The organism is Arthrobacter sp. NPDC093139, from assembly GCF_044754165.1.
Taxonomy (GTDB): domain Bacteria; phylum Actinomycetota; class Actinomycetes; order Actinomycetales; family Micrococcaceae; genus Arthrobacter.
In genome coordinates, this window is sequence record NZ_JBIVOO010000002.1 from 164,133 (window position 1) to 185,293 (window position 21,161).

The window sequence follows — 21,161 nt, forward strand, 5'->3', positions numbered from 1 at the left end:
CCATGGTCCCCCAGGGGTCTGGGGGAGGGGGCGGGGGAATGCGACGGTCAACTTTCGCTGCGACGGCCGGAATGAAGCGTGTTGCCAGCCTTCCGTGGGCCTAAAACCCGGGCACGGGGCCGAGCCCCGTGCGGGCATGCGGTCCCCCTAGGGTGGGGGGATCAGCACGCCGGTACTTCCAAGGGCCGGGACGGGATCCGTGTAACAGAAGCCAGTTCAGGCCTGGCGGGCCTTCTTGGCGTCCTTCTTGGCGGCTTCTTCCTTGACGCGCTGCGCCTCGGCGCGGACGGCTGCGTGCGTGGCCCGCTCGGTGACCAGCCACGCCGGGGGAGCCTGCAGCAGCGCGGTGATTTCCGCCGTCGTCAGCGCCTCGTCAACGCCGCCGCGGGCAAGGCCGCTGATGGAGACGTTCAGCTTCTGCGCCACCACCGGGCGGGGGTGGGGGCCGTTGCGGCGCAGCTCGGCGAGCCACTCCGGCGGATTGGCCTGGAGCTCGGCGAACTCCTCGCGGGTGATGGTTGAATCCTGGAACTCCTGGGGTGTTGCGGGCAGATAGATGCCAAGTTTCTTGGCAACGGTGGCCGGCTTCATGGACTGGGAGTTAGCAGAGGTCATGCTTCAAGGGTATCCGGCTGCCGGCGCGCAGCGCACCAACGGCAGGACCGGCACCGTCCGTCCACGGGGGCCACTGGCGTACTGTGAACGTGTGCCCGCTGAAGATGAATCCACGTTAGCCCCCGCCCCGCCGGAACCCGGGCAGCGGCAGCTCCGCTTTGCCTACGTCGCCGGAGTCACGCCGGGGAAATGGATCCGGCGCTGGGAAGAGCGGATGCCGCATGTTCCGTTGCGCTCGTTCATGTCCGACGGCGGGGCGCAGCTTTCGGTCCTGCGTGACGGTTCGGCGGATCTCAGTTTCGTCCGCCTGCCCGTGGACCGCGAGGGCCTCAACGTCATCCCCCTGTATGAGGAACAGCCCGTCGTGGTGGCCCCCAAGGGGCACGAGATCGCCGTGTTCGAGGAAGTGGCCCTCGAGGACCTCGCACAGGAAACCTTCCTCGACGCCGACGAGCTTGGGGGCCCGGAAACCGCCCTGCAGGTGGTTGCTTCGGGGGCAGGCCTGCTGATTCTGCCGATGTCCGTAGCCCGGCACTTTAACGTCAAGGACACCGTGGCCCGCCGTCTCACCGGAGCGCCGGGCACCGAGATTGCCCTGGCCTGGCCCAGTGATGCCACCGACGAGGTGATCGAGGAGTTCGTCGGCATCGTCCGCGGCCGCACTGCGCAGAGCTCCCGGCAGCCGTCCGCCAAGGTGGAAAAGCCCAAGAAGGAGCCGAAGCCGGACCGGCGGGGGACCGGAGTGAAGAAGCCCAGGGTGGCCCAGCGCTACGCCCCGAACCCGGATAAGGGCCGCGGCAAGGGCTCACGGAAAAAAGGCAAGCGCTAGAACCTGGCCCTTGGCCTTCACTGCCAGTCCTCACCGGCAGTCCTTACTGACGCAGATCCAGCGCCTCGAGGAGCCGCCTGACCGAGCCGCCGAGGTTCCACTCGGCGGCGAGGCGCTCGAGTTCGGCGCGCGCTTCACCGGAGACAGGATGCAGCTGGGCGCCCGCCTCCTCAAGTGTCGGCAGCTCGAGGTCGCGGACAATCTTCACGACGGTGGGGGCGACCGTGAGGTAGTCGGCGGCCGCGGCGAGCTTCGCCCGCACCGATGCGGACATCCCTCCTCCCGCGTCCGCTGCCGCCGCGAGCAGCGCGTCGAGCGTGCCGTGCTCCAGCAGCAGCGAAGCGGCGGTTTTGTCGCCGATGCCGGCGACGCCCGGCAGCCCGTCGGAGGCGTCGCCGCGGAGGGTCGCGTAGTCGGCGTACTGTTCCGGCAGCACGCGGTACTTGCCGACGACGCCCGCGTCGGTGATCACTTCGAGGTTGCTCATGCCGCGGGCGGTGTAGATCACCCGCACCTGGCGGGAATCGTCGACCACCTGGAAGAGGTCGCGGTCGCCCGTCACCACATCAACCGGAAGGTCGGCGTGGCTGGCGTAGGTGCCCACGACGTCGTCGGCCTCATGGTCTGCGGCCCCGACAACGGCGATCCCGGCGAGGTCGAGCACGCGGCGGATCATCGGGATTTGTACCTCGAGCGCGTCCGGCACCACCTCCACGTCGGGGGAGCCGGCCACCACCTCTGCGACCCGATGCGACTTGTAGGTCGGGATGAGGTCGACGCGCCACTGCGGACGCCAGTCGTCGTCCCAGCACGCGACGAGATGCGTCGCCCCGTAGTCGGTGGTGAGCCGCGCGATCATGTCGAGCAGGCCGCGCACGGCATTCACTGGCGTGCCGTCCGCGCGGCGGATCGAGTCGGGCACGCCATAGAAGGCGCGGAAGTACAGCGACGCAGTGTCCAGCAGCATGAGACGGTCGGGCATAACTGATCCTGACACGGATGGCGCAAATCCTCGCGAAGAAGCGCCAATGTCTTGCATCATGACCGTGGCCGTATCCGAATCCAATCATTCGCTCCTGCGCGCGTTCTTCTGGCAGCACTCCCGGAGGCCAAACTGGACAGCTACCTCAAGAGCTTGGACTGCGGCGGTCGCCTGACCTGACTGGTCGGTGCTCCAAGCGCGGTGCAATGTTCCCGTCTTCTGGCGCGTTTTGGGCTGGGATGGTGTAGGTTGCATACCCGTCAGATAAGAACGCTAGAGAAGAGAACCATCTAAGTGGCCACCGATTACGACGAAGTCCGTTCCGACGTCAAGGAATCCCAGGACAACTCCTTGGAAGCACTCCAGTCCGCCAATGCCCCGGACGCCCGCAGCGTGGTCCGCGAGCTGGACGAGGCAGATGCCTTGGACGATGCAGTCATCCCAGGCGGAGAATTCGTCGCCGAGGAACTGGTCGTCCAGGTCGTCCCCCAGGCGCAGGACGAGTTTACCTGCTACTCGTGTTTCCTCGTCCGGCACCGGTCTCAGATCGCGCGCGAGCAGAACGGCCACGCTTACTGCATCGACTGTGAAGGCTAAGGGGCTTAGCCCGAAACGAGCTTGCACTAACCACAGCAACGCTCGAGACTCCATGCCAGGCAGCTTTGGACGAGACCGATAATCGAAGTCGAGGTCACCATGGATATGAAGCCGGAAGTCGGCGAACCCTTTGCAGGACGCTGGCAGGCCGAGTCACTGGAGGGCCTGGTGGGGCGGCTGCTGCCGGAAGCAGGAAAGCATCAGAACCGACCCTGGATTGTAGCGGTAGACGGAAGGAGTGGGGCAGGCAAGACCACCCTGGTTCATCGCCTACTGGCTCGAGTGCCGGACTCAGATGTCGTTCACACGGACGACGTAGCATGGCATCTCTCGTTTTTTGACTGGGCCGATGAACTCCGTGACGGTGTCCTCGAACCCCTGCTCCAAGGCCAGGCAGTCCATTACCGTCCGCCGGGTTGGGTGGCCCGAAAACGTCCAGGTGCCATAGCTCTACCCGCCGGGCGTTCCGTGGTGTGGGTGGAAGGGAGCGGATCATCACGCCAAGCGCTCTCCGACCTAATCGACGCTTCGATCTGGGTGCAGTGCGACAACCATGAAGCCCGACGTCGTCTCCGGGCACGAGATGGCCAGGAAGAAGAAGACCTTCACAGGGAGTGGGAAGAACAAGAAATTCCCTTCCTGCTTGAAGACCGGCCATGGGAGCGCGCTACTGTGATCGTGGCCGGAAGGCCGGCCCTGGAGCATGATCCGAATACGCAGGTAGTAACCGCTCAGCCGGCACCAGCAAGCGCGGAGATCACCTAACGCACGGATCTGCCATCTCCGCCCTCCACTGCCAATGCAACAAGATTGAGCGACTGACGCTGCTGGCGGGCGAGTAGTCAAGTAGGAGAGCACGCCTTTAAGGCCGATGAAGATCGTTCTGTCGGCTGCTGCGATCGAGGGGATATGCACGTACTGTCAGATTGCGATCTAAGGGTTCCTCGAACGGGTGCCAGAAATGTCAGAATCTGACCCTACTCTGACAACTTTTCGCCTACCTGCCTGACGTCAGGTTGGGGTGTGCCTCAACCAGATGAACTCCTCGCTGTTCATCGAACTTGACGAGACCGGCTGTACACCGGGCTCTACTCGCTCAACTTTCAGTTGATGGTCATGGCGTTGTCGCGCAGGTACAAATGGATTCAAATCGAAGTGCATACGTACCAGTAGGCACAGTGAGCTGGACGTTAGACAGTAGCTTGGGGTGCGAAAATTGATGGTGGCCGCACAGCCAAGCCTCGTGTTGTCCCGCACGTTTCTCCGAGGACAGCGTGATCGTGCCCGCGTTGCCTTGGTGTTCGCCTCCGCAAAATCGGTGTTCCTCCCGGTACCTTCCGGTACTTCCAGGGAGCCATTTTCCTCCAAACCCAGATGGAGAAGGTCGGACCGGACCCCGACGGAGGCAATGCTCAGGGTGACTGGGGCTCGGATTACCGCTCGGCGATCCGGCTTATCACTCGAAGCAAAGGCATATGAAGCGATGCAGCAGAGCGTGTAGAGCCGATGTTGCTATCGTTCATGCATAAGCCGCAGCTTGTCTCGCTAATGGCGCGTTGCATCTGGCCCGGGTTCGCGAGGAATCGCAGCACGGCACCAGGCCCAATTAGTCGCCGTAAGCTGCACTGGATTATCTTGTCCTAATGGGGGCAATGGGGGAAAAGGATGATGTCGCGGTGCAGGAAATTTCGGTAGTTGTAGCTGTCTTAGAGACTCAATTGCAAGCAGTCCTCGATGCAATTTTTCGGTTTAATGTGCAGACACGGGCGGTGTTCAGCCGAGCCGAGTCGCCTCTCGAGCTCGCTGCTGACTGTCGAGCACACCAGGCGGACCTCATCGTAGTTGATGCGCGCTCGTCTCACGAGGCCCACAATCTCCTTCCCGTGCTGACCTTCTATCCACAGGCACATCTCATGGTCTTCATCGATGTTGGTGCATCGGAGGCGATTCGGGACGTAATGAACGCAGGTGCCCGGGGAATTCTCACTAGTGATGCTTCTGCTCGGGAAATTCAGCGGGCAATTTCCGACGTTGCGGCGGGCCACGTCTTCTTGTCACGATCCGCACTTCTCGGATTGCTAGAGGTATTGCGGAGAACTCATTCCGCCGCCCAGCCAGTGCTGTCACGTACCGACTTACCAGCACTTACTGGCCGAGAACGGGAGGTCGTTGAATGCTTGGGCAAGGGACAATCCAACCGCGATATCGCGAAAGAACTCGGTGTCTCCGAGGCGGCCGTCAAAGGCCACCTTTCACGCATCATGGTGAAGTGGTGCGTCCAAGATCGGCTACAGGTACTTGTCGCTGCTTTCGAGGCCGGCGTGCTCCGCGTCGGGGAGTTAGGCGGGAAGGCCCTCGGCTCCGGGAATATCGACCCGGGCTATGCTGACCAGTTGTCAAATTTTTCGACCAAAAGTATATCCAAAATGGATAATAGGCTACTGCTAAGTTCTTCCTCAAAAAAATAGTGTTGGCAACGTGTCGGGGGATTCCCAACGCATCACTATTACTTTGTGGGGAGACGTAAATGGGTGCAGTATTGAGGTTTGTCTATTGGGTTCTGCAGCAGGCATGGCGCTGGGGATGGACCACCGTCAACAAGATCGCCACGTGGGCTAGGAACAACTGGCCGACGGTTCAGCGGTGGCTGGAGCGTGGTGTGACCTTCGGTACGATCGCACAATGGATCATGCAGATCCTGGGGATTGGCTGACGTATCTCTGATACTGGTGTGGCCGGGGCGCTGCAGCCTTGGCCACACCAGTGGTTTAGGAACACGGGCTATACATGTGGTTAGCAATACAAAAAAGGGGACACGATGGCCGGCACACAGGCTGACGGCCAAGGCACATGGTCTGGGTGGGGCCGGGCCGTGCCTTCGCATTCCTATGCGTCCACGCTGCCACCGGCGGCCTTGCATTACCTCATGATCCGTTCCACCTTCGAGGTGCTGGTGACGGGAGTCGTCTCCTGCGGTCTGGCACTCTGGCTCGTCCCGAGCGGGTGGAAGTCACCAACCCTCATTGTTATGGCGATCCTCATCATCGCCGGCCTGATCATTGATGTGCCGATAGTTAGCCGCCTCACGACGCGCCACACGTCGTACCACGTGGACGCGGACGCGGTGCGGATTAGCCGGGGTTTCTTCCTGTCCAAGGACACGGTTTTATCCACCGCCCAGATCCTGAATATCTCGATCATCGAAGGCCCGCTGTTACGGCGATTTGGCTTGGCTAAGGTCAGGTTCACTACTCTCAATCACGTCGAGCCGTTGGGGCCCGTGGAACGTGGTGTAGCTGTAGATATTCGTCGACAGGCGTTGGCCACATACTTAGAGGCGTCCACTAGTGGGCACTAAAGCCCCGCAACGGCTGCCGATGAGGGCGATGGCGGCGATGTCCCTCCATGGAGCCCCAAGCATGCTCAGCCTGCTGGTCGCAGGATTCCTTTACTGGAACCAGCCAGGGCTGTGGCCCGGGCCTGTCACAATCTACCTGGTAGGCAGCCTGCTCATTCTCCGGTTGGCTAACCCCGTCTACGCTTGGGCGACGGTGAGGTACGAGATTTCCAGGGAGGACTTCTCCCTCACCCGTGGGCTGCTCTTCAGGAAAACGAGCACGACCGCCTGGTGTGACGTCTCCGTCGTGGACATCGACTCACCCTGGGCCTTTCGACGGTTCGGACTGGCGGTCGTCTCACTGCGCTCCGGCGGCCAAGACGATGCGAAAATCGATATGGCCGGCATCGACAAGGCAGATCTAGAGGTGATCGTCCAGTATGCCCGTTCCCTTGGGGCTCCGCGCTCACAGTCTGAACCCCCCGATGGCGAGGCTAACGGTGTCAACGAAACGGTCCCGGAGTCGCTGGAACGCGCGGGCCGGACTAAGGTGTACACCGCCCGGAAGAGGGACCTCGCGGCTGCTAACCTCATCTATGGCCATGTGGTGGTGCTAGGCACAGGTGCTGTTCTCGCAGCGTTCGACGCGGTGGAGCAACTGGTAAATCTTGATCGTGCCGTAGAGATCTTCAGATCGCATCCGTTTGCAGGAGGCATAGTGCTCTGCGTGACGGTCCTCCTCGGCGGATCGGTCGCCGCCGTGGTGAAATATCATGGCTTCACGGTGAGTAGTCTTCCTGGTGGGCTCTCCATCAGATACGGCTGGCTTTCCACCCACCAACGTGACATTAGGTCTTCCGCCGTCGGCGGGATCAGGGCCCGCCGCAACCTTGTCGAGATGCTTCTTGACCGCGTACGGATCGCGCTTCTAACTACGGACTCAGATGCACAAATGGGAACCAACATAGTCTTTCCCTCGATGCCGCGCAGGCAGGTGAAACAAATTCTCAGCACAGGGTTACCGGAGCTTCCAGTGCCGGCCTTGCTGGCATCCTCGGGCCGCGAATCTATCGCCAGATCGATAGTGCTCCTCGCTGCGATCGGTGCACCCGTACTCGCTTCCGGTTGGCTTGTGTACCGAATGACAAATGCTGCCCTCGTCCCGGCCGCGGTGGCAACGACGGGTCTCTGGTTCGTCCTCGCCCTGGCGGCCCGCTTGGCCAAGGCAAGGTTTTCGGTGAATGGAACAAAAATAGGATGGGCCAGCCGTGCCTTCCTTGACCACGAGGTGGTCCTAGCGGCCACTAGTGTGCACTCGATGTCCGCTACCAGGACTGGCACAATGAAGATGTGCCTCGTGCGGGTCCACTACTTTGCGGGTCGGCCCAAAACGTTGGCTGCGCTCTGCTTCTCTCACTTGGTCCCGAATCAGCTGAGTCGCCTAGTGGCCGACACCTCATCTGAAATTGCTGCCGCCCGGCGGCGCCATGCTGTAAAGCAATCCACCACAGAGGAGTTTGTGCAGCAATGATTCGCGTTGACAACCTGAGCAAAAGCTTTGGGAGCAAAAGGGTGCTCCAGGACGTCTCTTTCAGCGCCGCGCCAGGGCGGATTACCGGATTTGTTGGCCCTAATGGCGCAGGTAAGTCCACGGTGCTGAAAACCATTGCAGGATTGGTGCATCCTGATACGGGCTCCGTCGACGTGAACGGAACAAAGTTCGCGCAGGCCCTGCGTCCGGGGGGCACAATGGGACTCTTCTTATCAGCGGAATGGCTCCCGGAGCATGCCACAGCTGCCGGCATCATGGACTACGTCTGCCAACTGCAAGGACTGCCACTTACGTGGGGCAGAGACACCCTTGAGAAAGTTGGACTGGCGGGCGCGGCCCAACAACGGGTCCGTACCTTTTCCTTGGGCATGCGCCAGAGGCTGGGAATCGCAACGGCGACGGTAAGCCGTCCGGCCGTGCTGGTTATGGACGAGCCCATCAACGGACTCGACCCGGATGGAATTGCTTGGATCCGGTCGTTCCTAACATCTGCGGCGTCTGAGGGAGCAACGGTCCTCCTGTCATCACACCATATGGCCGAACTGGCAGAAACGGCGGATGACATCGTTATGATTGGCGGCGGCCGGATCCTCGGGCAGGGGAGCATCGGGGAATTTGTGTCCCATTTGGACGAGACAGGGTACTACCTCGAATCCCCGAACCCTGAAATCCTGCTGGTCGCGATGGCCCAGAAGGGTTTCCGCGCCACCCGAGAACGGGGCGGAATCCTTGCATACCATACGAACCCGACTGAACTCGCATCCGTCGCCTTGGAATCGGGCGCGGGGATCTCTCATCTGTCACGGATGACCCGAAGCCTCGAAGACACATACTTCGAGGTCCTGGCCCGGAGCACATCTGGAGGAACGGAATGACCATCAGCAAATTACCGATCGACGACCGCGCCCCCGTGGCCCAACAAAGGCTCGGCGATGTGGCCTGGGCCGAGTTGCGGCGGCTCCTCAGGAAGGGCGGCGTGCCCATCCCGGTCATCGTAGCGATCACCGCAGGGTTGGTGAGCGGGATAGCGACGATGCTCATCATGAAGTCACTGGCCCCGGAACCCAATAGGGTCTTGACCACTACCTCTGTCGAAACTGGCGCATTCGTCGGTGCCTTAGTCCTCTCTGTTGCCGCCGTCTTTGCGGTTGGGCGGGACCATACGGGGCAGTTGGGCTTGGGGTTGTCACTGACACCGAAACGCGAGAGGCTCTTCATGGCCAGAGCGCTGTCCTGGGCTGCTCTGACAGCAACCACCACAGCTTTAGTCACGATTGTCCTCGCGGGGCTCGGGCTTATCCTGTCCGAAGGCAACTATGCGGAGTCAGGTATGCTGAGCGTGGCAGCAACCGTCGTGGCCAGCACAAGCGTGGTTCTGATTGCCGTAGCCTTGGCCCATCTCGTGGGACGGGCCTTCGGGGCCGTGTTACTGCTCATCGGGGTAAATGTCCTCCTGCCCTTGGTGGTCTTCGCTGTGGGTGCCATGATCCCCGAGCAAGCGGCGGGGGCGGTAGATGCCTTGGTAAACGTGACACCGACGCCACTGTTCATCAAAGCCATCAGTGCGACAACCCTCGAAGAGTTGGGCTTGGGCTCTCTGCTCATCGGCCAACTTGGTCTTGCGGTCTGGGTGCTTGTCCTCGGCGGACTGGCCCTCACGGTCTTTCGCCGCCGAAACCTTTAACGCCTTTGCTAATGCCGGGTCACCACCAGGCATTAGCACCACACCACAATGACGAAGGAAAGCTTTGGCAAAAATTAGAAACACACGTCATGAGGACGGCCCCTCTCGTAGTAAGCCGCCCGGTGAACCGGCGTCAATGCTGGCACTGTTCGCCACCATCCTAATTGTGAGCATCGGGTTGGCGCTGTGGACTGATATGAACATCGGCCTGCGTGGGATCATCGCAATCGTCGCCGGCATCGCCGTAGCCGCCGTCACCCTAGCCCTAGTCAACCGGCGCGTCACACAGCAAAGGCGAAAGTGACAGCGCCAACCGGAGTTTCACCCGTACAGCATCGCTTTTATTGGCTTGCCTCTGCAGTCAGCCGTTGAGCACTACAAGGAGCACGTCGACGTCAATGACAACGCCCCGCGGACGGCCGTACCAGCCGCTACGCCGTAAGTCAGACAGCGCGTCCTGAAGAGGTCCGTTTCCTTCTCGGAGGCGGACCTTTTTCAGGCATCCAAGCACAAAATCGCTCAAACGCGCGAAGTGCCTTCCTCGGACGGTTCACGATGGCGGTCTTCGTCCCGTTCTGGAACGGCCTACCTATAGGTGGCCAAAGCAACCCGCCCGGATGAACCCTTTGACCCCGTCTTCCTGGACTCTAAGATCATGAACCCGGCGCTGGCCGACGAGTTCGAGCCCATGGGTAGCGGGGAAGAAGCTCCGGCGTGATGCTGGAGCGCAACCCCTCTTAGGGCCTCTCCCCCAGAGGTTGAATAAACTGGCATGCACGGGTATCCATGGGGGCGGGAGTACTGGACGCGCCAGACTTCAATGCGTGGGATGTTGGGCAAGGCCGTCGAGTTCTGCTGAGGCGGCCTGTCAATGACATTGTGCCGTGCCCGCTCCGGTAGGGTCTGCGTATGGAGCCCATTAGACGCTTTTCAACTGAGAACTACGCGGCAGCGCTTGAGTCGTGGTCGTTTCTTGAACTTTCCGACAAGCGGCCGTTGTTCACTTCACCCTTTGGCGATGTGTTCTTTGAAAGTCAGGACGGCTTCTGGTTTTTGGACCTGCTTGCTGGTGAGTTAAGCCGTCGCTGGGAAACTGAAGGTGACTTCAGTAATTCTTTGAATTCCCGAGAAGGCCAGGATGAGTACCTCATGATCGGGTTGGCCACTGAAGCTGAAAGCGCTGGCCTTCGACTTGGTGAAGCTGAGGTTTACAGCTTCCGGGTTCCTCCGGCACTCGGCGGTGCGGTGGATCTGGAAAATGTCGAGCTGAGCGACTTTGTCGTGGCCATCAATATTGCGGGGCAGATCCATCAGCAGATCAAGGATCTCCCTCCTGGAACGCCGATTAGTGGCGTGTCTCTGAATTGATCGTTCTCATCTCCCTGTAGGAGCGCGGCGAACGGCCGCCATGTACTGGGCTTACGCAGCGGATGAATCTACTGCGTGGCGTTCGATGGTGGTAAGGGAGTAGCCGAGGGTTTCGGCGATGATGGCCACGGGTGCGAGTTTGGTGAGTTCGTGGAGGGTTCCGAGTCGTGCGGCCCGGGTGCTGAACAACTTGCTAAGTCGGGTGGAAGCGCGACAGAGCCTTCCGCGACCTGGGGTTCCCCGAGTGACCGAAGGGCGCGCCAGAGTGCGGCGCCAAAGAGTGCCGAGGCTGCCACGAGTCCGGCCATCCACCACGGCTTCATGGATGGTCCGCCAGACCGGGTTGGCTTCCCGGCGGGATTCGGGGCGGGCGGTGTGGCCTTCGGGGTGATCCGGGTTATCCGCTTATGAAGTCGGGGAGTCACGGTCCCCGCTCCGCCGGTTAGTTCGTCGGCAATCGTGCGCAGGCGTGCGTGAATCCGCGGAGACGCAGCCTCGCGGCCGCTGTCTATCCTGGTCAGCGCCCGGCGTAAGGCGGCTTCCATTTCGGGGGTTGCCCACTCCCTGCCCTTGGCCAGATGGATGCGGAGGTTTTCTTGGAGATGGTGGGAGCGAGGGGTGGGGCCGGTTTTTGGTGACGTATGCTCGAGTGCCTCCAGGGGCGGATGTCCACGGAACAGCTGACGTTTTCTCTACAAGCAGTCTTGTTATGTCGGTGTCGAAGTTTTCCTTGCGGACTTCCTCCTGGACGCTGACGTCGTCGGTCACGGTGTCCTTGTCGAGGCGGGCGCGTCCGACCGGGACGGTTTCCTTATCGACCACGGGGCGTTCCTCGTGCACGGTGACTTCGTGTTCGTCCTCCTTAAGGTCCGGGCCGGATATCGCGGTGTCGCGGTTACCGGTGAGGGGTTGTGGCCGGTGGCGTCGCCGAAGCGGAGTTCTGAACGAACTTGCCCAGCAGGTAGGGGAGTGCCGCTACTCCTACATGACCAAGAAACCGCTGAAAACACGGCACCTCCTCCAGCCATGACAACGACAAGGAACGCAGTCCGGACGTCTGAGGCCTCGCCGCCTTCCCCCGCGCACCTTCATATTCGCCTCCGCCGCCCCGGCCGCTCTGCAGGAAACCGTACCGTGGATGAAGCTTCCGTTCGCTGACTGCGTGCCTCGATAGCCGCCCCCTACCCCTCAAAGCGGCCTGATGCCGCAGCAGTCGACGGCTGCTGGAGGGCGAGGCTTCCGAGCCCCTGGTGCACCCCGGCGGCATTGCTGGTAGTGGGGTTGGTTGGTTTGGGAGTTAGTGCCCGACCGCGGTTGTGCCGAACATCAGCGTTCTTCTGCTGACGTCGTAGAAAACCGTTCCGGCCGTAGAGAGCAGATCCTGCAGGTTGTCAGCATCGTCAGCGTCAAGAGTCAGCACCTCCTCCCAGGCTCCTTCGTCCAAGACAAGCTGCAAGGTCCACGTGCCGGGAGCGCCAGCTTTTCCTGCCACCCAGCTGAACTGGTAATGGCTGAGCTGGCGCACCTGGATGCTGTCGTCAGTTATCGGCTGTTTGGGAGAAGGGCTCATGACCTGTCCTTGCCGGCTGCGCCGAGCGCAGCCTCCTCGCGGGGATGGGTACCGACCAGCACCAGCTAAAAGCCGCAGGGCCAGCCGGACCATCAATCTAACGGTGCTCCTCAACGCTGGCAATGCCCACAGGCAACCCAAGTGCCGGCAGCGGCCAACCCCTGCTGCTGATAGAGCTCAAATCACCCCTTGGCTCCACATCTGCAACAAGAAAGCTGGGGAGGCATTGTCTGCAGGCCGACGGTTGCAGAACATGGTTGGTTTCAGACGATGGCCTCGTGGTTTTTCTCTCGGCAGTGGCGGCTGCAAGCCTCCTCTGAGCGCCGCCTGGTTGGGTGCTGTTTGGCAGGGTGTACAAGGGGTCTTGCCTCATCGGCGATGTCCGGCCGTCGAGCAGGCTTCCAGCTCTACATTGGGCACCTGTCTGGGAGCCTGTCTATTCCCGGACGGTCCGGTCAGTTTCTGCCGGACGGCGCAGCCCGAAACGCTCGATCAGCTGCGGCAGTGACTCGAAGTCCATCTGCAGCCCGTACTTGCGGTTGGCCCTCGCCATGCCTTCCAGATCCGGGGGTCCATCAGGGGAGGGGGACCCGATCTCTTCGAAGTATCGCTCGAATCCTGCCGGCGAAATGATCTTCAGAACCCGGGCCTGCACTTCACCGGCATTCCAAAACGTGTGCCACTGATTCTTCGGTTCCCGGACGAGCTCTCCCGGGCCGGCGTGAACAACCTCTTCACCGAGAAGAAACCCGATCCGCCCAGCGATGACGATAGTGAATTCATCTTCACGGCGGTGCATGTGTAGGGGCGCCGCGAGTTCCCGCGGGGCGAGCACATACTCGACAACTGAAAAGCTTCCCGCCGTTGCCGTGGCGTCGAGAACGGTCCGGGCAGTCATGGCATCCCCGAAGCGGACCAGGGGACCTGAGTCGGCGCCGACCGGCCCGCTCTTCTTCGTGCCCATGGCACCAATGGTCCGCGGCCTCTTGCTTGCACGCAATGTTCAAAGCGGAAAGACGGATCGGCCGGCCTACTCGATCGGATAGAGTCCGAGCTCCTGCTGCACGGGAGCGCAGCTTTACGACTGCACCGCTGGCGCAGCCGTCATCCTTCTTATCTGGGTGGCAACCCTCATGTCCTGCTGAGATGGTGAGATTTGGTTCAGTGTTCAAAGGGGCAGGAAGCCGGTGGGTTGTCAGGACTTGGTGGACAAGCGATGCCCTAACCCACTGGTCAGTGGCGCATCGTCACCTAATGGGAGATGCTGGCTGCGAACGTCACAGAGGCATTCTTGATCGTTGATTTCCTCATCACGCCGATTGCCACGGAGAGGCGCCATGGCTGCAGCCCAACATTTTTTCCTGTCTGAGATCCGACACCACCCTGTCTTCCACTACGAAGGGCACCGCATTGGCGTCCTCGCCGACGTCGTCGTACAGCAGCAGCGGGAGGACTGCGGGCAGGTCCTTGGACTGGTCGTCACGGTGGGCACTATTCGGGTGTTCGTTTCGGCCACTGGCCTGACTGCGCTCACCCCCGAGCGGGTCGAGCTCGCCTACACCACGGTCGACCTCGAGGAGTACACACGCAGCAGCAATGACATGCTCCTCGTCGAGGACATCCTCGACCGCAGCCTCGTCGACCACGTAAACGGAGGCTCCGTCATCATCTACGACGTCCAGCTGACCCAGACTCTCGACGGATGGGCCTGCACCGGATTCGATGTCCGCCACCCTGTCTGGCCAAGGCTCAGCCGCAGGAACCGCTCCATACGCGATTGGCGTGACTTCGAACCCCTCACCCTAGCGGGGGACGATCTGGCCGGGACATGACATATGCTGACGGCCGGGAGCATGGAAACCCCACTTAGGGCATAGAGCGCCTGGAAAATGCAGATCGACGGTTCCCCACCGCCGATAACCGGCCTTCCGTCAACTAATGCCGAGGGTTTCACCCCAGCTTGGCTTGGCGCAGATACTGATACACCGTCTCCCAACTGATCCCTTTCGAGGGCAAGAACGGAGTTGGGAACACCGCTATCGGCACACCCGACCAGCTCGCCGGCTAGGCGCGATTACCAGGCTCCACAGCACGGTGGCCTTGAGCTTGGCAAGGTCCTCCAGTGACACTGGACTCTGAACCAGCCTTCGATCTCCATACCTATATCCGGGCGTCTGGGACATGAAGGGATCCTTCCGAGGGGAATGGCGGTGTCGAGTTAGTGACATGACCCGTCGGGGTGCCACCATCGTGGAACGCCGGCGGACCGGCCGTCAATCACCAAGCAGTCCGGGCGCTGCTGTGACCGGTACAGGGTGCCAGCTTCCGGCACCTGCAGCGGAAACCGAACGCGTGAGCTCAGCTGGTTTTCAGTAAGAGCAGCATGACGGAAGTGCCCGGCATAAGGGATTAGCCTGACGGACAGAGACGGTCCCCCTGGTGCTGCTCTCCAAAATTCGTGGTGCACGAACGACGATAAAACCGAACCCACCCCTCTTCTGAACTATGAAGCCCAACGCCGATAATGAAGAATCCGTCAAAGCTGCTTTCTGCTGCTGCGGAATAACAGAATCGCCGGCGAGGGCTCCAGGAACGTCTGGCCTGGCGCAGGTACTGGTACCCGATTTCGGGCTCATGCCGTAGTCGAAGGCGAGGACGGATTGGGAATTCCGCTTGCCACCCCGCTGTACGAGCTCGACTGCCCGTTCCGGCTAGTACTCTGCCCATCTCGTTGGCTTGCGGTAGCTTTTATTTCGGTGCGGGACCCGTACCTGCCTCCGTGCCCGGCCCCGTCGTTGGAACCAATTTCCAGTCGAAAGACCCGTTGTCCCGGAGTGTTATCCGAAGGAACCCGTGGGTGTTGCTGAACCCGCTTCACAATGTACGGCGGGCTGCGGCGAACCCTATGAAAAACCTCGGGTAATACCCCGCTAATTGTCTGGCATATCCTGAGCACACTCCGAGTACCGGACCGGGACCGCCCGCTCCATCGGGGAACAGTCAGAAGCTCAGAAAGGCATCATCAATGGAGATGAAGATCAAGGACCACTGGGACCGGCTTAGCCCCGCCACGCAGCGGTGGCTAATCAACAACCCCGGATGCCTGATCCTGCCGCGCACCATGACGGAAGAGATCTGCCAGGAAACCGGCGTACGGCCTGACTGTGACGAGCACGGCCAGGCGGTGCTCTCCCAGCAGGACCTGGATTTCATCCGGGCCAAGGCGGAAGGAACCCAAACAGCCCCGCCGGAGCACCGTTTCTTCGACGCAGTCCAGCCCGGGGAAGGCACCTAGTCCTTCCGTGCGGACCGGCCGTCACATCGGGCGGATGTTCTCCGCCTGGGGCCCCTTCGGGCCCTGGGCTACCTCGTTAAGGGAGTTTGGGACCGGCGGCGGGCTGGGCGTCCACCGGGATGGGGGGCAAACCCAGCGGAGCTTCCGCCGTCGGCCTGTCCTAAGGGTACGCCCGGCGGGCCTTCCCGGCGCGGTGCGATGTGCCGGGACGGGCAGTCGGGACGGGCATCCGAAGCTGCCGTCTCCATACAGGGTCTATGCAGGCCGGGCAGTGCGGGGTAGCTTCAATAAAAGAGCCTGCGTGTCATAGTCTTTCCGCAGGGGACCCCTCCAGGGATTGCGCACTCCCTCGAGCTATCGCCGCTGTAGCCGCATGGCGGCCATCCCGCGCAGCTGAGGAAAGAGCCTGCCATGGCCACCTCTCAATTCCGGCAGCTCCTTGACGCTGCCACCGCACCGGCTCCGGGAACAGACACGCTGCCGGGCGCCGGCTGCCGCTGCGGCCTGAGCACCAGCTGGTGCATGCTCCACGGGATGACGCCCAAGCACGACGCGTCCTTCCGCAACGGCAGGCAAATGCGTTGTTGCATCAACATCCGTGAGGGCAGGCCGAGAAGGCAAGGCTGCGCCGCGCCCGCCTGCATTTTCACCAGCTACCCGCGGGTAGCCTGATCATGTCATTCGGATTTCACGGCTTCCGTCATGGCGGAGGCGGGCGGCACCGTGGACTGCCGGTGATGTGCGGCAACTGCGGCACAGACCGCCACCTCATTATCAGATCCGTCGTGGATATGCCCGGCCAGCCGGCTGATGTCGTGCTGGTTTCCTACACCTGCAACCGGTGCGGCACCTTCAGTGAACACCCAGCCCACGTCCCTGACCTGTCGATGATCCTGGCACGTCCGGAACAGGCAGGGGATGTACTGATATTCGGCGACCACTACATGCACTGCGGGCAGCCGATGAAAAGAGCCGGCTCAGAGCTGCACAAGCTCTCTGCGCCACTGTCCACTGAAGATACAGCCGAGGACACCTTGGGCGTCTACCTCTCCACCCGGGTTCTCAGATGCGACTGCGGCTTCCAGATGGAACTGCCTGAATGACCCAGCCACTGCAAGCGCTAATCGAGCCCATACCCCAACATCAGCCAGCAGTCAGAACCGTCCCGCCGGTTCTGACTGCACTCTCACCCCTTCAAAGGAGATCCCGCCATGAAAGAAGACAACAGCCCCCGCACTGGAGAAACTGCTGCACGGACGGGAGTCAACGACCACGCCTGGGAACGCGAGCACCGCCACCCCACACCCACCCAGACCCGCGGCATACTCCAGCGACGAAGGGATGCCGAGGCAAAGCTGGAGCAGCATCAGCAGGAAGCCCGGCGCAAGATCGCCGAATAACCCGAAAAGCTCACCCCCTGCGCCGCATGGGTGGCCGAGATAACCGGCTCCGATGCGCCTTGACCCGGCCTTCCTGGACATCCCCGCCGTGAACCGGGTGCTGACAGACCAGTTCTGAACATCCGTGTTTTGGGAGTAAAACCGTGGCCGGCTGCCGGAAACAGCCACTTCTGCGGCCACTCCTCCTGCCGTTTTTCAAACGCAGATAACCATGATTCAGTCAGGTTGTCCCGGTTTCAGCGACGGCGGAACGATTCGGGTCGGCAGGGGAGGGGATTCAGGAGAGTTTGGCCTGGCGCAGGTACTGGTACACCGTTCCCCGGCTGATGCCGTAGTCGCTGGCGAGGACGGATTTGAGGATTCCATTCGCTGCCCGCTGGACCAGTTCGGCCGCCCGTTCCGGTGTGAGGGTCTTCTTCCGCCCTTTGTAGGCGCCGCGCTGCTTGGCCAGGGCGATGCCTTCCCGCTGCCGCTCCCGGATCAGGGAGCGTTCGAACTCGGCGAAGGCACCCATTACTGAGAGCATGAGGTTGGCCATGGGGGAGTCCTCCCCGGTGAAGACCAGACTCTCTTTGACGAACTCCACCCGCACGCCTTTTGCGGGTGAGGCCCTGGACGAGAGCGCGCAGGTCATCGAGGTTGCGGGCGAGCCGGTCCATGCTGTGCACGACGACTGTGTCCCCGTCACGGGCGAACCGCAGCAGCTCAGTAAGCTCCGGTCTGGACGCGTCCCCGCCCGAGGCTTTGTCCGTGAAGACCCGGTCCAAAATCTGGCCTTCGAGCTGACGTTTCTCGTTCTGGTCAAGGGTACTGACCCGCACGTATCCGATCCGCTGTCCAGCCACCGATGCCTCCAGACCCCCCTCGCCCTGTCAGCTTGAGTTCTAGGGCCTTCCCAAAAGAACGTCAAGACATCTGGTTTCACGTCGTCAGGTTGGGGTGTACCTCAGCCTGCTATTGGTCGAAGTGCCGTCCCACGTCCGGGAGAATGGGGTCATTCGTACATCTTTTAAACGTACAGCGCCACGGGAACCCTCCTTCGCCGGAGGTTCCGACGGCACTTACCAGGTCTGGGAGCCAGCCGGCGCAGGACGCGGTTGCAGCTGTAACTCACGAGAGCGGATCGCCGCGCCACGTCATTACGGGTGGATGTCAAGGCTGTTCTTCGTCGGGTCCAAACCTTAGGCTGTGCTTCACATTTATCGACCTGTGGAGGCTCCTGTGCGTGTGCTTGGAAAGACCGACCGGGCGGTTCAGGCCCGTCATCTGCAAGAAGCCCTCATCGGCCGTCTTGCCAAGGGCAGGGAATGGGCGACACCGGGTGTCGAATCGGCCCTGCGCCGCGCGCTCGAACGGGTTGATGCTGGCATTGACATCGCCTCGCCCCGTCTGCAGGCCACTTTAAGGGCCATTGCCGACGAACTGGCCGGGGGAGTGGAAACGGTGACCCCGCGGTTGCATGAGCGTATAGCGCGGATCATTCCGGAGGCAGAAGTGTCGGTCACTGAGGCCCGGCGCGGACGCTTGGCGGGGAAACCGTGGTTGGTCGCAGCCGTTGCCATCGCGGCTGCAGTCGCCGGAATCTCCCTTTGGCGTGTGCTGGGAGCCGAACCGGCAGCGGAACGCCAGGAAGAGACCGCACCGGACGTCCAGCCAGTCCCGGCCGAACCTGCCGCAACCACCCTGCCGGGCTCACCTTCAACCCCGCCCTGACAAGACGGCCAGCGTGGGGCTACTGGAGTCCCGGCCGGACTGGCGGGCACGTCCCACGCGGCCGGTGATGGTGGGCGGTAGAGCGAAGAGCACTTCCTCCAGCAACGGCTGAATTGAATCCTCGTTTCGTTGTTGTCGAGGATGGGACGGATGGGTGGGCCCTGTGGAGGTTGTTCTTTGCCCTATGGGCTATCGTTCCTGGGTGCTGCTGCCCTGACCGTTGTTCTCGTCGGGGTGCTGGTTGTTGCGGTGCTTTTCGCGCAGTTCCCGTCCCAGGCGGATGTCTTCTTCTTCCTTTTCCTGGAGCTTTTCGCTTTTCTTGGTATCGCGCGGCGGCAGCTGGAGGGTTTCTTCGGCTTCGATGCCGGCCTGCAGCTGCCGGCCCCGTTCCATTTCGGCGTCGAACTCGGCGCCGAACAGCAGGGACATGTTCAGGATCCACAGCCACAGCAGCATGATGATCACGCCGCCGATGGCGCCGTAGGTTTTGTTGTAGTTGCCGAAGTTGGCTACGTAGAAGCCAAAGCCCAGGGAGGCCAACAGGGAGATGACCAGGGCAATGAAGGAACCAACGCTCATCCAGCGGATTCTAGGCTGGCGGACGTTGGGGGTCCCTGGTAAAGGATGGCGATGACGACGACCAGTGCGATGATGACCGGCCATTTGGCGATGTTCCACACGCTCAGGGCCACCCCTCCCAGCCCCAGGAGGTTGCCGATGGCTTCGGCGACGGGGCCGCTGATGACCAGCATGGCCGCGAGCAGCGCCACGGAAATCAGCGTCACGCCGAGCATGGTGCCGCGGAGTTTCACGAAGCCGCGGCCCTCGTCTATTTCGTAGATCCGCTTCATCACCCGGCCGAAAGCGGTCACGTACCCTGAGGCGGACCAGAGCGCGGTGGCCAGACCGATGACCAGGGTGAGGCCGGCAGCCGGTGAGGTGGTCAGCTCCTGGATGGGTCCGCGGATCATGTCCACCGTTGATCCGGGGTGCAATGCCCTTGACGATTTCCAGGAGTGCCGCCGTCGTCTTTTCCGCCTGGCCAAAGATGCCGAGCGAAACGAGGGCGAGCAGGGCCGGGAAAAGCGAGAAGACGGCGTAGTAGGTCAGCCCTGCGGCCAGGTCCGGGCCCTTTCTTAGCTCAACGCCCAATGGTCTCAACGCATCAGCGGGACCGCGCTCCTGTAGCACGGCCCCGCTGGCGACCCTAGAGAGTTCTACGTGTTTTGGACGTGGTCCTTGGCATCAGGTCCTGGCCCATGTCTTTCGCGGTTTCAGTGAGCTGGCTCGTCATGGGTTCGGCCGCGCCCTTCAGGGCCTCGGCAGCTTCGCGTTCTCTCCTGCTGGGCGGGATCAGGGAGGAGGCGAGCAGCCCGGCGCCGAAGGCGATCAGGCCCGCAGCGAGCGGATTGCCCTGAGTCTTGGCGGCGGCCTTGTGAGGGACGCCGGAGACGGTGGACCGGGCGTCGTGGAGGGTGGAGCTGACACGCAAGCCGGCGTCACTGAGAGTGGAGCTAATGGCGGACACGCCGTGGGTTCGGCTGGTTCTCTCCCATTCTGCCGTCAGTCGTGCTTGGGCTGCCGGCTAATGGGGTGGTTGGCGTGGTTGATGGCTTCCTGGATCAGCCGGTTCAGATGGTCGTCGCGAATGGAATAAATGACTTTGCGCCCCTCTTTGCGGGCGTCGACCAGGCCGCTGAGGCGGAGCTTTGCCAGGTGCTGACTCACGATGGTTCGGGCGGAACCAGTGGCATTGACCAAGTCGGCTACGCAGGCCGGTCCGGCTGCCAGGACCCATAGAAGGTGCAATCGGGTGGGTTCTGCGAGCAGCCGCAACGTGTCGGCTGCCGCCTCGAGCCGGTGTCGGTCCGGTTCGATGGGGTGCCGGAATGGTGCCTGCACGAAGTCGATCATGTACTTGCTTTCGTCAATAGAACCAAGACAGCGCCTCCTCGCTCTCCGACCGAGGCGTACGTCCTCCTGACAATGCCATTATCCCAAGGACCGGACCGCCACTGTGAGGCGTGCGGACCGTGAAGCAGGCGTACGCAGCATGTCACTCCATAGGCTGCCCTTGGCAGGCAGCGGACGTGTTTTGTAGCCGGCCGGGCCTCCGCTCCCTTTAGTGCTGCTGAGTAGTCCCCGACACAGGTCATGTCACTTACCCGCGGACCGGTGGGACTCGCGGAGAGCACTGGTCTATGCTCCGTTGACACCAG

Annotated in this window: 26 protein-coding genes and 2 pseudogenes; 18 read left to right on the top strand and 10 right to left on the bottom strand. The window is 61.8% G+C overall.

Features of this window, described 5'->3' with window-relative positions:
• Positions 1-216: 216 nt before the first annotated feature.
• On the bottom strand, positions 217-615 hold the full coding sequence (locus ACIP90_RS03825; protein ID WP_400577115.1) for a DUF5997 family protein: 399 nt from the start codon (positions 613-615) through the stop codon (positions 217-219).
• 91 nt (positions 616-706) lie between these two features.
• Between ACIP90_RS03825 and ACIP90_RS03830 the strand changes: the two genes are divergently transcribed.
• Positions 707-1,444, top strand: a complete 738-nt coding sequence (locus ACIP90_RS03830; RefSeq protein WP_400577118.1) for a LysR family substrate-binding domain-containing protein — start codon at positions 707-709, stop codon at positions 1,442-1,444.
• A gap of 43 nt (positions 1,445-1,487) precedes the next feature.
• Here ACIP90_RS03830 and ACIP90_RS03835 read toward each other — a convergent pair whose 3' ends face one another.
• On the bottom strand, positions 1,488-2,426 hold the full coding sequence (locus ACIP90_RS03835; RefSeq protein WP_400577120.1) for a 5'-3' exonuclease H3TH domain-containing protein: 939 nt from the start codon (positions 2,424-2,426) through the stop codon (positions 1,488-1,490).
• Positions 2,427-2,720: 294 nt separating this feature from the next.
• Between ACIP90_RS03835 and ACIP90_RS03840 the strand changes: the two genes are divergently transcribed.
• From ACIP90_RS03840 to ACIP90_RS03890, 11 genes are all read left to right on the top strand, one after another.
• Entirely contained in the window at positions 2,721-3,023 is a 303-nt protein-coding gene (locus ACIP90_RS03840; RefSeq protein WP_400577123.1) for a DUF4193 domain-containing protein, read from the top strand.
• 105 nt (positions 3,024-3,128) lie between these two features.
• Positions 3,129-3,788, top strand: coding sequence for a uridine kinase (locus tag ACIP90_RS03845; protein WP_400577125.1), 660 nt, complete (start codon positions 3,129-3,131; stop codon positions 3,786-3,788).
• A gap of 887 nt (positions 3,789-4,675) precedes the next feature.
• A complete protein-coding gene (locus ACIP90_RS03850; RefSeq protein WP_400577127.1) occupies positions 4,676-5,491 on the top strand; it encodes a DNA-binding response regulator in 816 nt (271 codons plus the stop codon).
• Between the two features lie 59 nt (positions 5,492-5,550).
• Complete coding sequence (locus ACIP90_RS03855; protein WP_400577130.1) at positions 5,551-5,736, top strand: hypothetical protein; 186 nt, start codon at positions 5,551-5,553, stop codon at positions 5,734-5,736.
• 105 nt (positions 5,737-5,841) lie between these two features.
• The gene (locus tag ACIP90_RS03860) at positions 5,842-6,381 is read left to right on the top strand and encodes a PH domain-containing protein (protein ID WP_400577132.1); all 540 of its coding nucleotides are present in this window, start codon (positions 5,842-5,844) and stop codon (positions 6,379-6,381) included.
• A gap of 61 nt (positions 6,382-6,442) precedes the next feature.
• Positions 6,443-7,891: a PH domain-containing protein gene (locus ACIP90_RS03865; protein ID WP_400577135.1), complete on the top strand. Its 1,449-nt coding sequence runs from the start codon at positions 6,443-6,445 to the stop codon at positions 7,889-7,891.
• Positions 7,888-8,787 (top strand): ABC transporter ATP-binding protein, encoded by a 900-nt coding sequence (locus ACIP90_RS03870; RefSeq protein WP_400577136.1) that lies wholly within the window; start codon positions 7,888-7,890, stop codon positions 8,785-8,787. Before ACIP90_RS03865 ends, ACIP90_RS03870 begins: the two co-directional genes overlap by 4 nt.
• Entirely contained in the window at positions 8,784-9,596 is an 813-nt protein-coding gene (locus tag ACIP90_RS03875) for a hypothetical protein (protein WP_400577137.1), read from the top strand. The genes ACIP90_RS03870 and ACIP90_RS03875 overlap by 4 nt, the downstream gene beginning before the upstream one ends.
• A 136-nt stretch (positions 9,597-9,732) precedes the next feature.
• On the top strand, positions 9,733-9,900 hold the full coding sequence (locus ACIP90_RS03880) for a hypothetical protein (RefSeq protein ID WP_400577138.1): 168 nt from the start codon (positions 9,733-9,735) through the stop codon (positions 9,898-9,900).
• A 291-nt stretch (positions 9,901-10,191) separates the two neighbouring features.
• Positions 10,192-10,314, top strand: a complete 123-nt coding sequence (locus ACIP90_RS03885; protein ID WP_400577139.1) for a hypothetical protein — start codon at positions 10,192-10,194, stop codon at positions 10,312-10,314.
• A 191-nt stretch (positions 10,315-10,505) separates the two neighbouring features.
• Positions 10,506-10,964, top strand: coding sequence for a T6SS immunity protein Tdi1 domain-containing protein (locus ACIP90_RS03890; protein ID WP_400577141.1), 459 nt, complete (start codon positions 10,506-10,508; stop codon positions 10,962-10,964).
• A gap of 51 nt (positions 10,965-11,015) precedes the next feature.
• On the opposite strand, the gene ACIP90_RS03895 is transcribed toward ACIP90_RS03890, so the two are convergent.
• The 4 genes from ACIP90_RS03895 to ACIP90_RS03910 all read right to left on the bottom strand — a co-directional run bounded on the left by ACIP90_RS03895 (position 11,016) and on the right by ACIP90_RS03910 (position 13,498).
• The gene (locus ACIP90_RS03895) at positions 11,016-11,153 is read right to left on the bottom strand and encodes a hypothetical protein (RefSeq protein WP_400577142.1); all 138 of its coding nucleotides are present in this window, start codon (positions 11,151-11,153) and stop codon (positions 11,016-11,018) included.
• Positions 11,154-11,369: 216 nt separating this feature from the next.
• Positions 11,370-11,846, bottom strand: a complete 477-nt coding sequence (locus tag ACIP90_RS03900; RefSeq protein ID WP_400577700.1) for a YsnF/AvaK domain-containing protein — start codon at positions 11,844-11,846, stop codon at positions 11,370-11,372.
• 415 nt (positions 11,847-12,261) lie between these two features.
• On the bottom strand, positions 12,262-12,534 hold the full coding sequence (locus ACIP90_RS03905; protein WP_400577143.1) for a hypothetical protein: 273 nt from the start codon (positions 12,532-12,534) through the stop codon (positions 12,262-12,264).
• Between the two features lie 436 nt (positions 12,535-12,970).
• Positions 12,971-13,498 (bottom strand): cupin domain-containing protein, encoded by a 528-nt coding sequence (locus tag ACIP90_RS03910; protein ID WP_400577145.1) that lies wholly within the window; start codon positions 13,496-13,498, stop codon positions 12,971-12,973.
• A gap of 373 nt (positions 13,499-13,871) precedes the next feature.
• On the opposite strand from ACIP90_RS03910, the gene ACIP90_RS03915 reads away from it, so the two are divergent.
• From ACIP90_RS03915 to ACIP90_RS03935, 5 genes are all read left to right on the top strand, one after another.
• Entirely contained in the window at positions 13,872-14,366 is a 495-nt protein-coding gene (locus ACIP90_RS03915; protein ID WP_400577146.1) for a hypothetical protein, read from the top strand.
• Between the two features lie 1,193 nt (positions 14,367-15,559).
• Positions 15,560-15,829 carry a hypothetical protein gene (locus tag ACIP90_RS03920; RefSeq protein ID WP_400577147.1) on the top strand — a complete coding sequence of 90 codons (270 nt, stop codon included), beginning with the start codon at positions 15,560-15,562 and terminating at the stop codon, positions 15,827-15,829.
• Positions 15,830-16,240: 411 nt separating this feature from the next.
• The gene (locus ACIP90_RS03925) at positions 16,241-16,501 is read left to right on the top strand and encodes a hypothetical protein (RefSeq protein WP_400577148.1); all 261 of its coding nucleotides are present in this window, start codon (positions 16,241-16,243) and stop codon (positions 16,499-16,501) included.
• A gap of 2 nt (positions 16,502-16,503) precedes the next feature.
• Positions 16,504-16,932 (top strand): hypothetical protein, encoded by a 429-nt coding sequence (locus ACIP90_RS03930; RefSeq protein WP_400577150.1) that lies wholly within the window; start codon positions 16,504-16,506, stop codon positions 16,930-16,932.
• A 108-nt stretch (positions 16,933-17,040) separates the two neighbouring features.
• Positions 17,041-17,229, top strand: coding sequence for a hypothetical protein (locus ACIP90_RS03935; protein WP_400577151.1), 189 nt, complete (start codon positions 17,041-17,043; stop codon positions 17,227-17,229).
• Positions 17,230-17,506: 277 nt separating this feature from the next.
• On the opposite strand, the pseudogene ACIP90_RS03940 reads toward ACIP90_RS03935, so the two are convergent.
• Positions 17,507-18,074 (bottom strand): annotated as a pseudogene (locus ACIP90_RS03940) (recombinase family protein).
• 376 nt (positions 18,075-18,450) lie between these two features.
• On the opposite strand from ACIP90_RS03940, the gene ACIP90_RS03945 reads away from it, so the two are divergent.
• A complete protein-coding gene (locus ACIP90_RS03945) occupies positions 18,451-18,942 on the top strand; it encodes a hypothetical protein (RefSeq protein WP_400577152.1) in 492 nt (163 codons plus the stop codon).
• Between the two features lie 189 nt (positions 18,943-19,131).
• Here the strand turns inward: ACIP90_RS03945 and ACIP90_RS03950 are convergent.
• The 3 genes and pseudogenes from ACIP90_RS03950 to ACIP90_RS03960 all read right to left on the bottom strand — a co-directional run.
• Positions 19,132-20,070, bottom strand: a pseudogene (locus tag ACIP90_RS03950) (YihY/virulence factor BrkB family protein); the annotation flags it as partial.
• A 79-nt stretch (positions 20,071-20,149) separates the two neighbouring features.
• Positions 20,150-20,470, bottom strand: a complete 321-nt coding sequence (locus ACIP90_RS03955; protein WP_400577154.1) for a hypothetical protein — start codon at positions 20,468-20,470, stop codon at positions 20,150-20,152.
• Positions 20,471-20,505: 35 nt separating this feature from the next.
• Positions 20,506-20,856 carry an ArsR/SmtB family transcription factor gene (locus tag ACIP90_RS03960; protein WP_400577155.1) on the bottom strand — a complete coding sequence of 117 codons (351 nt, stop codon included), beginning with the start codon at positions 20,854-20,856 and terminating at the stop codon, positions 20,506-20,508.
• Positions 20,857-21,161: the final 305 nt, after the last annotated feature.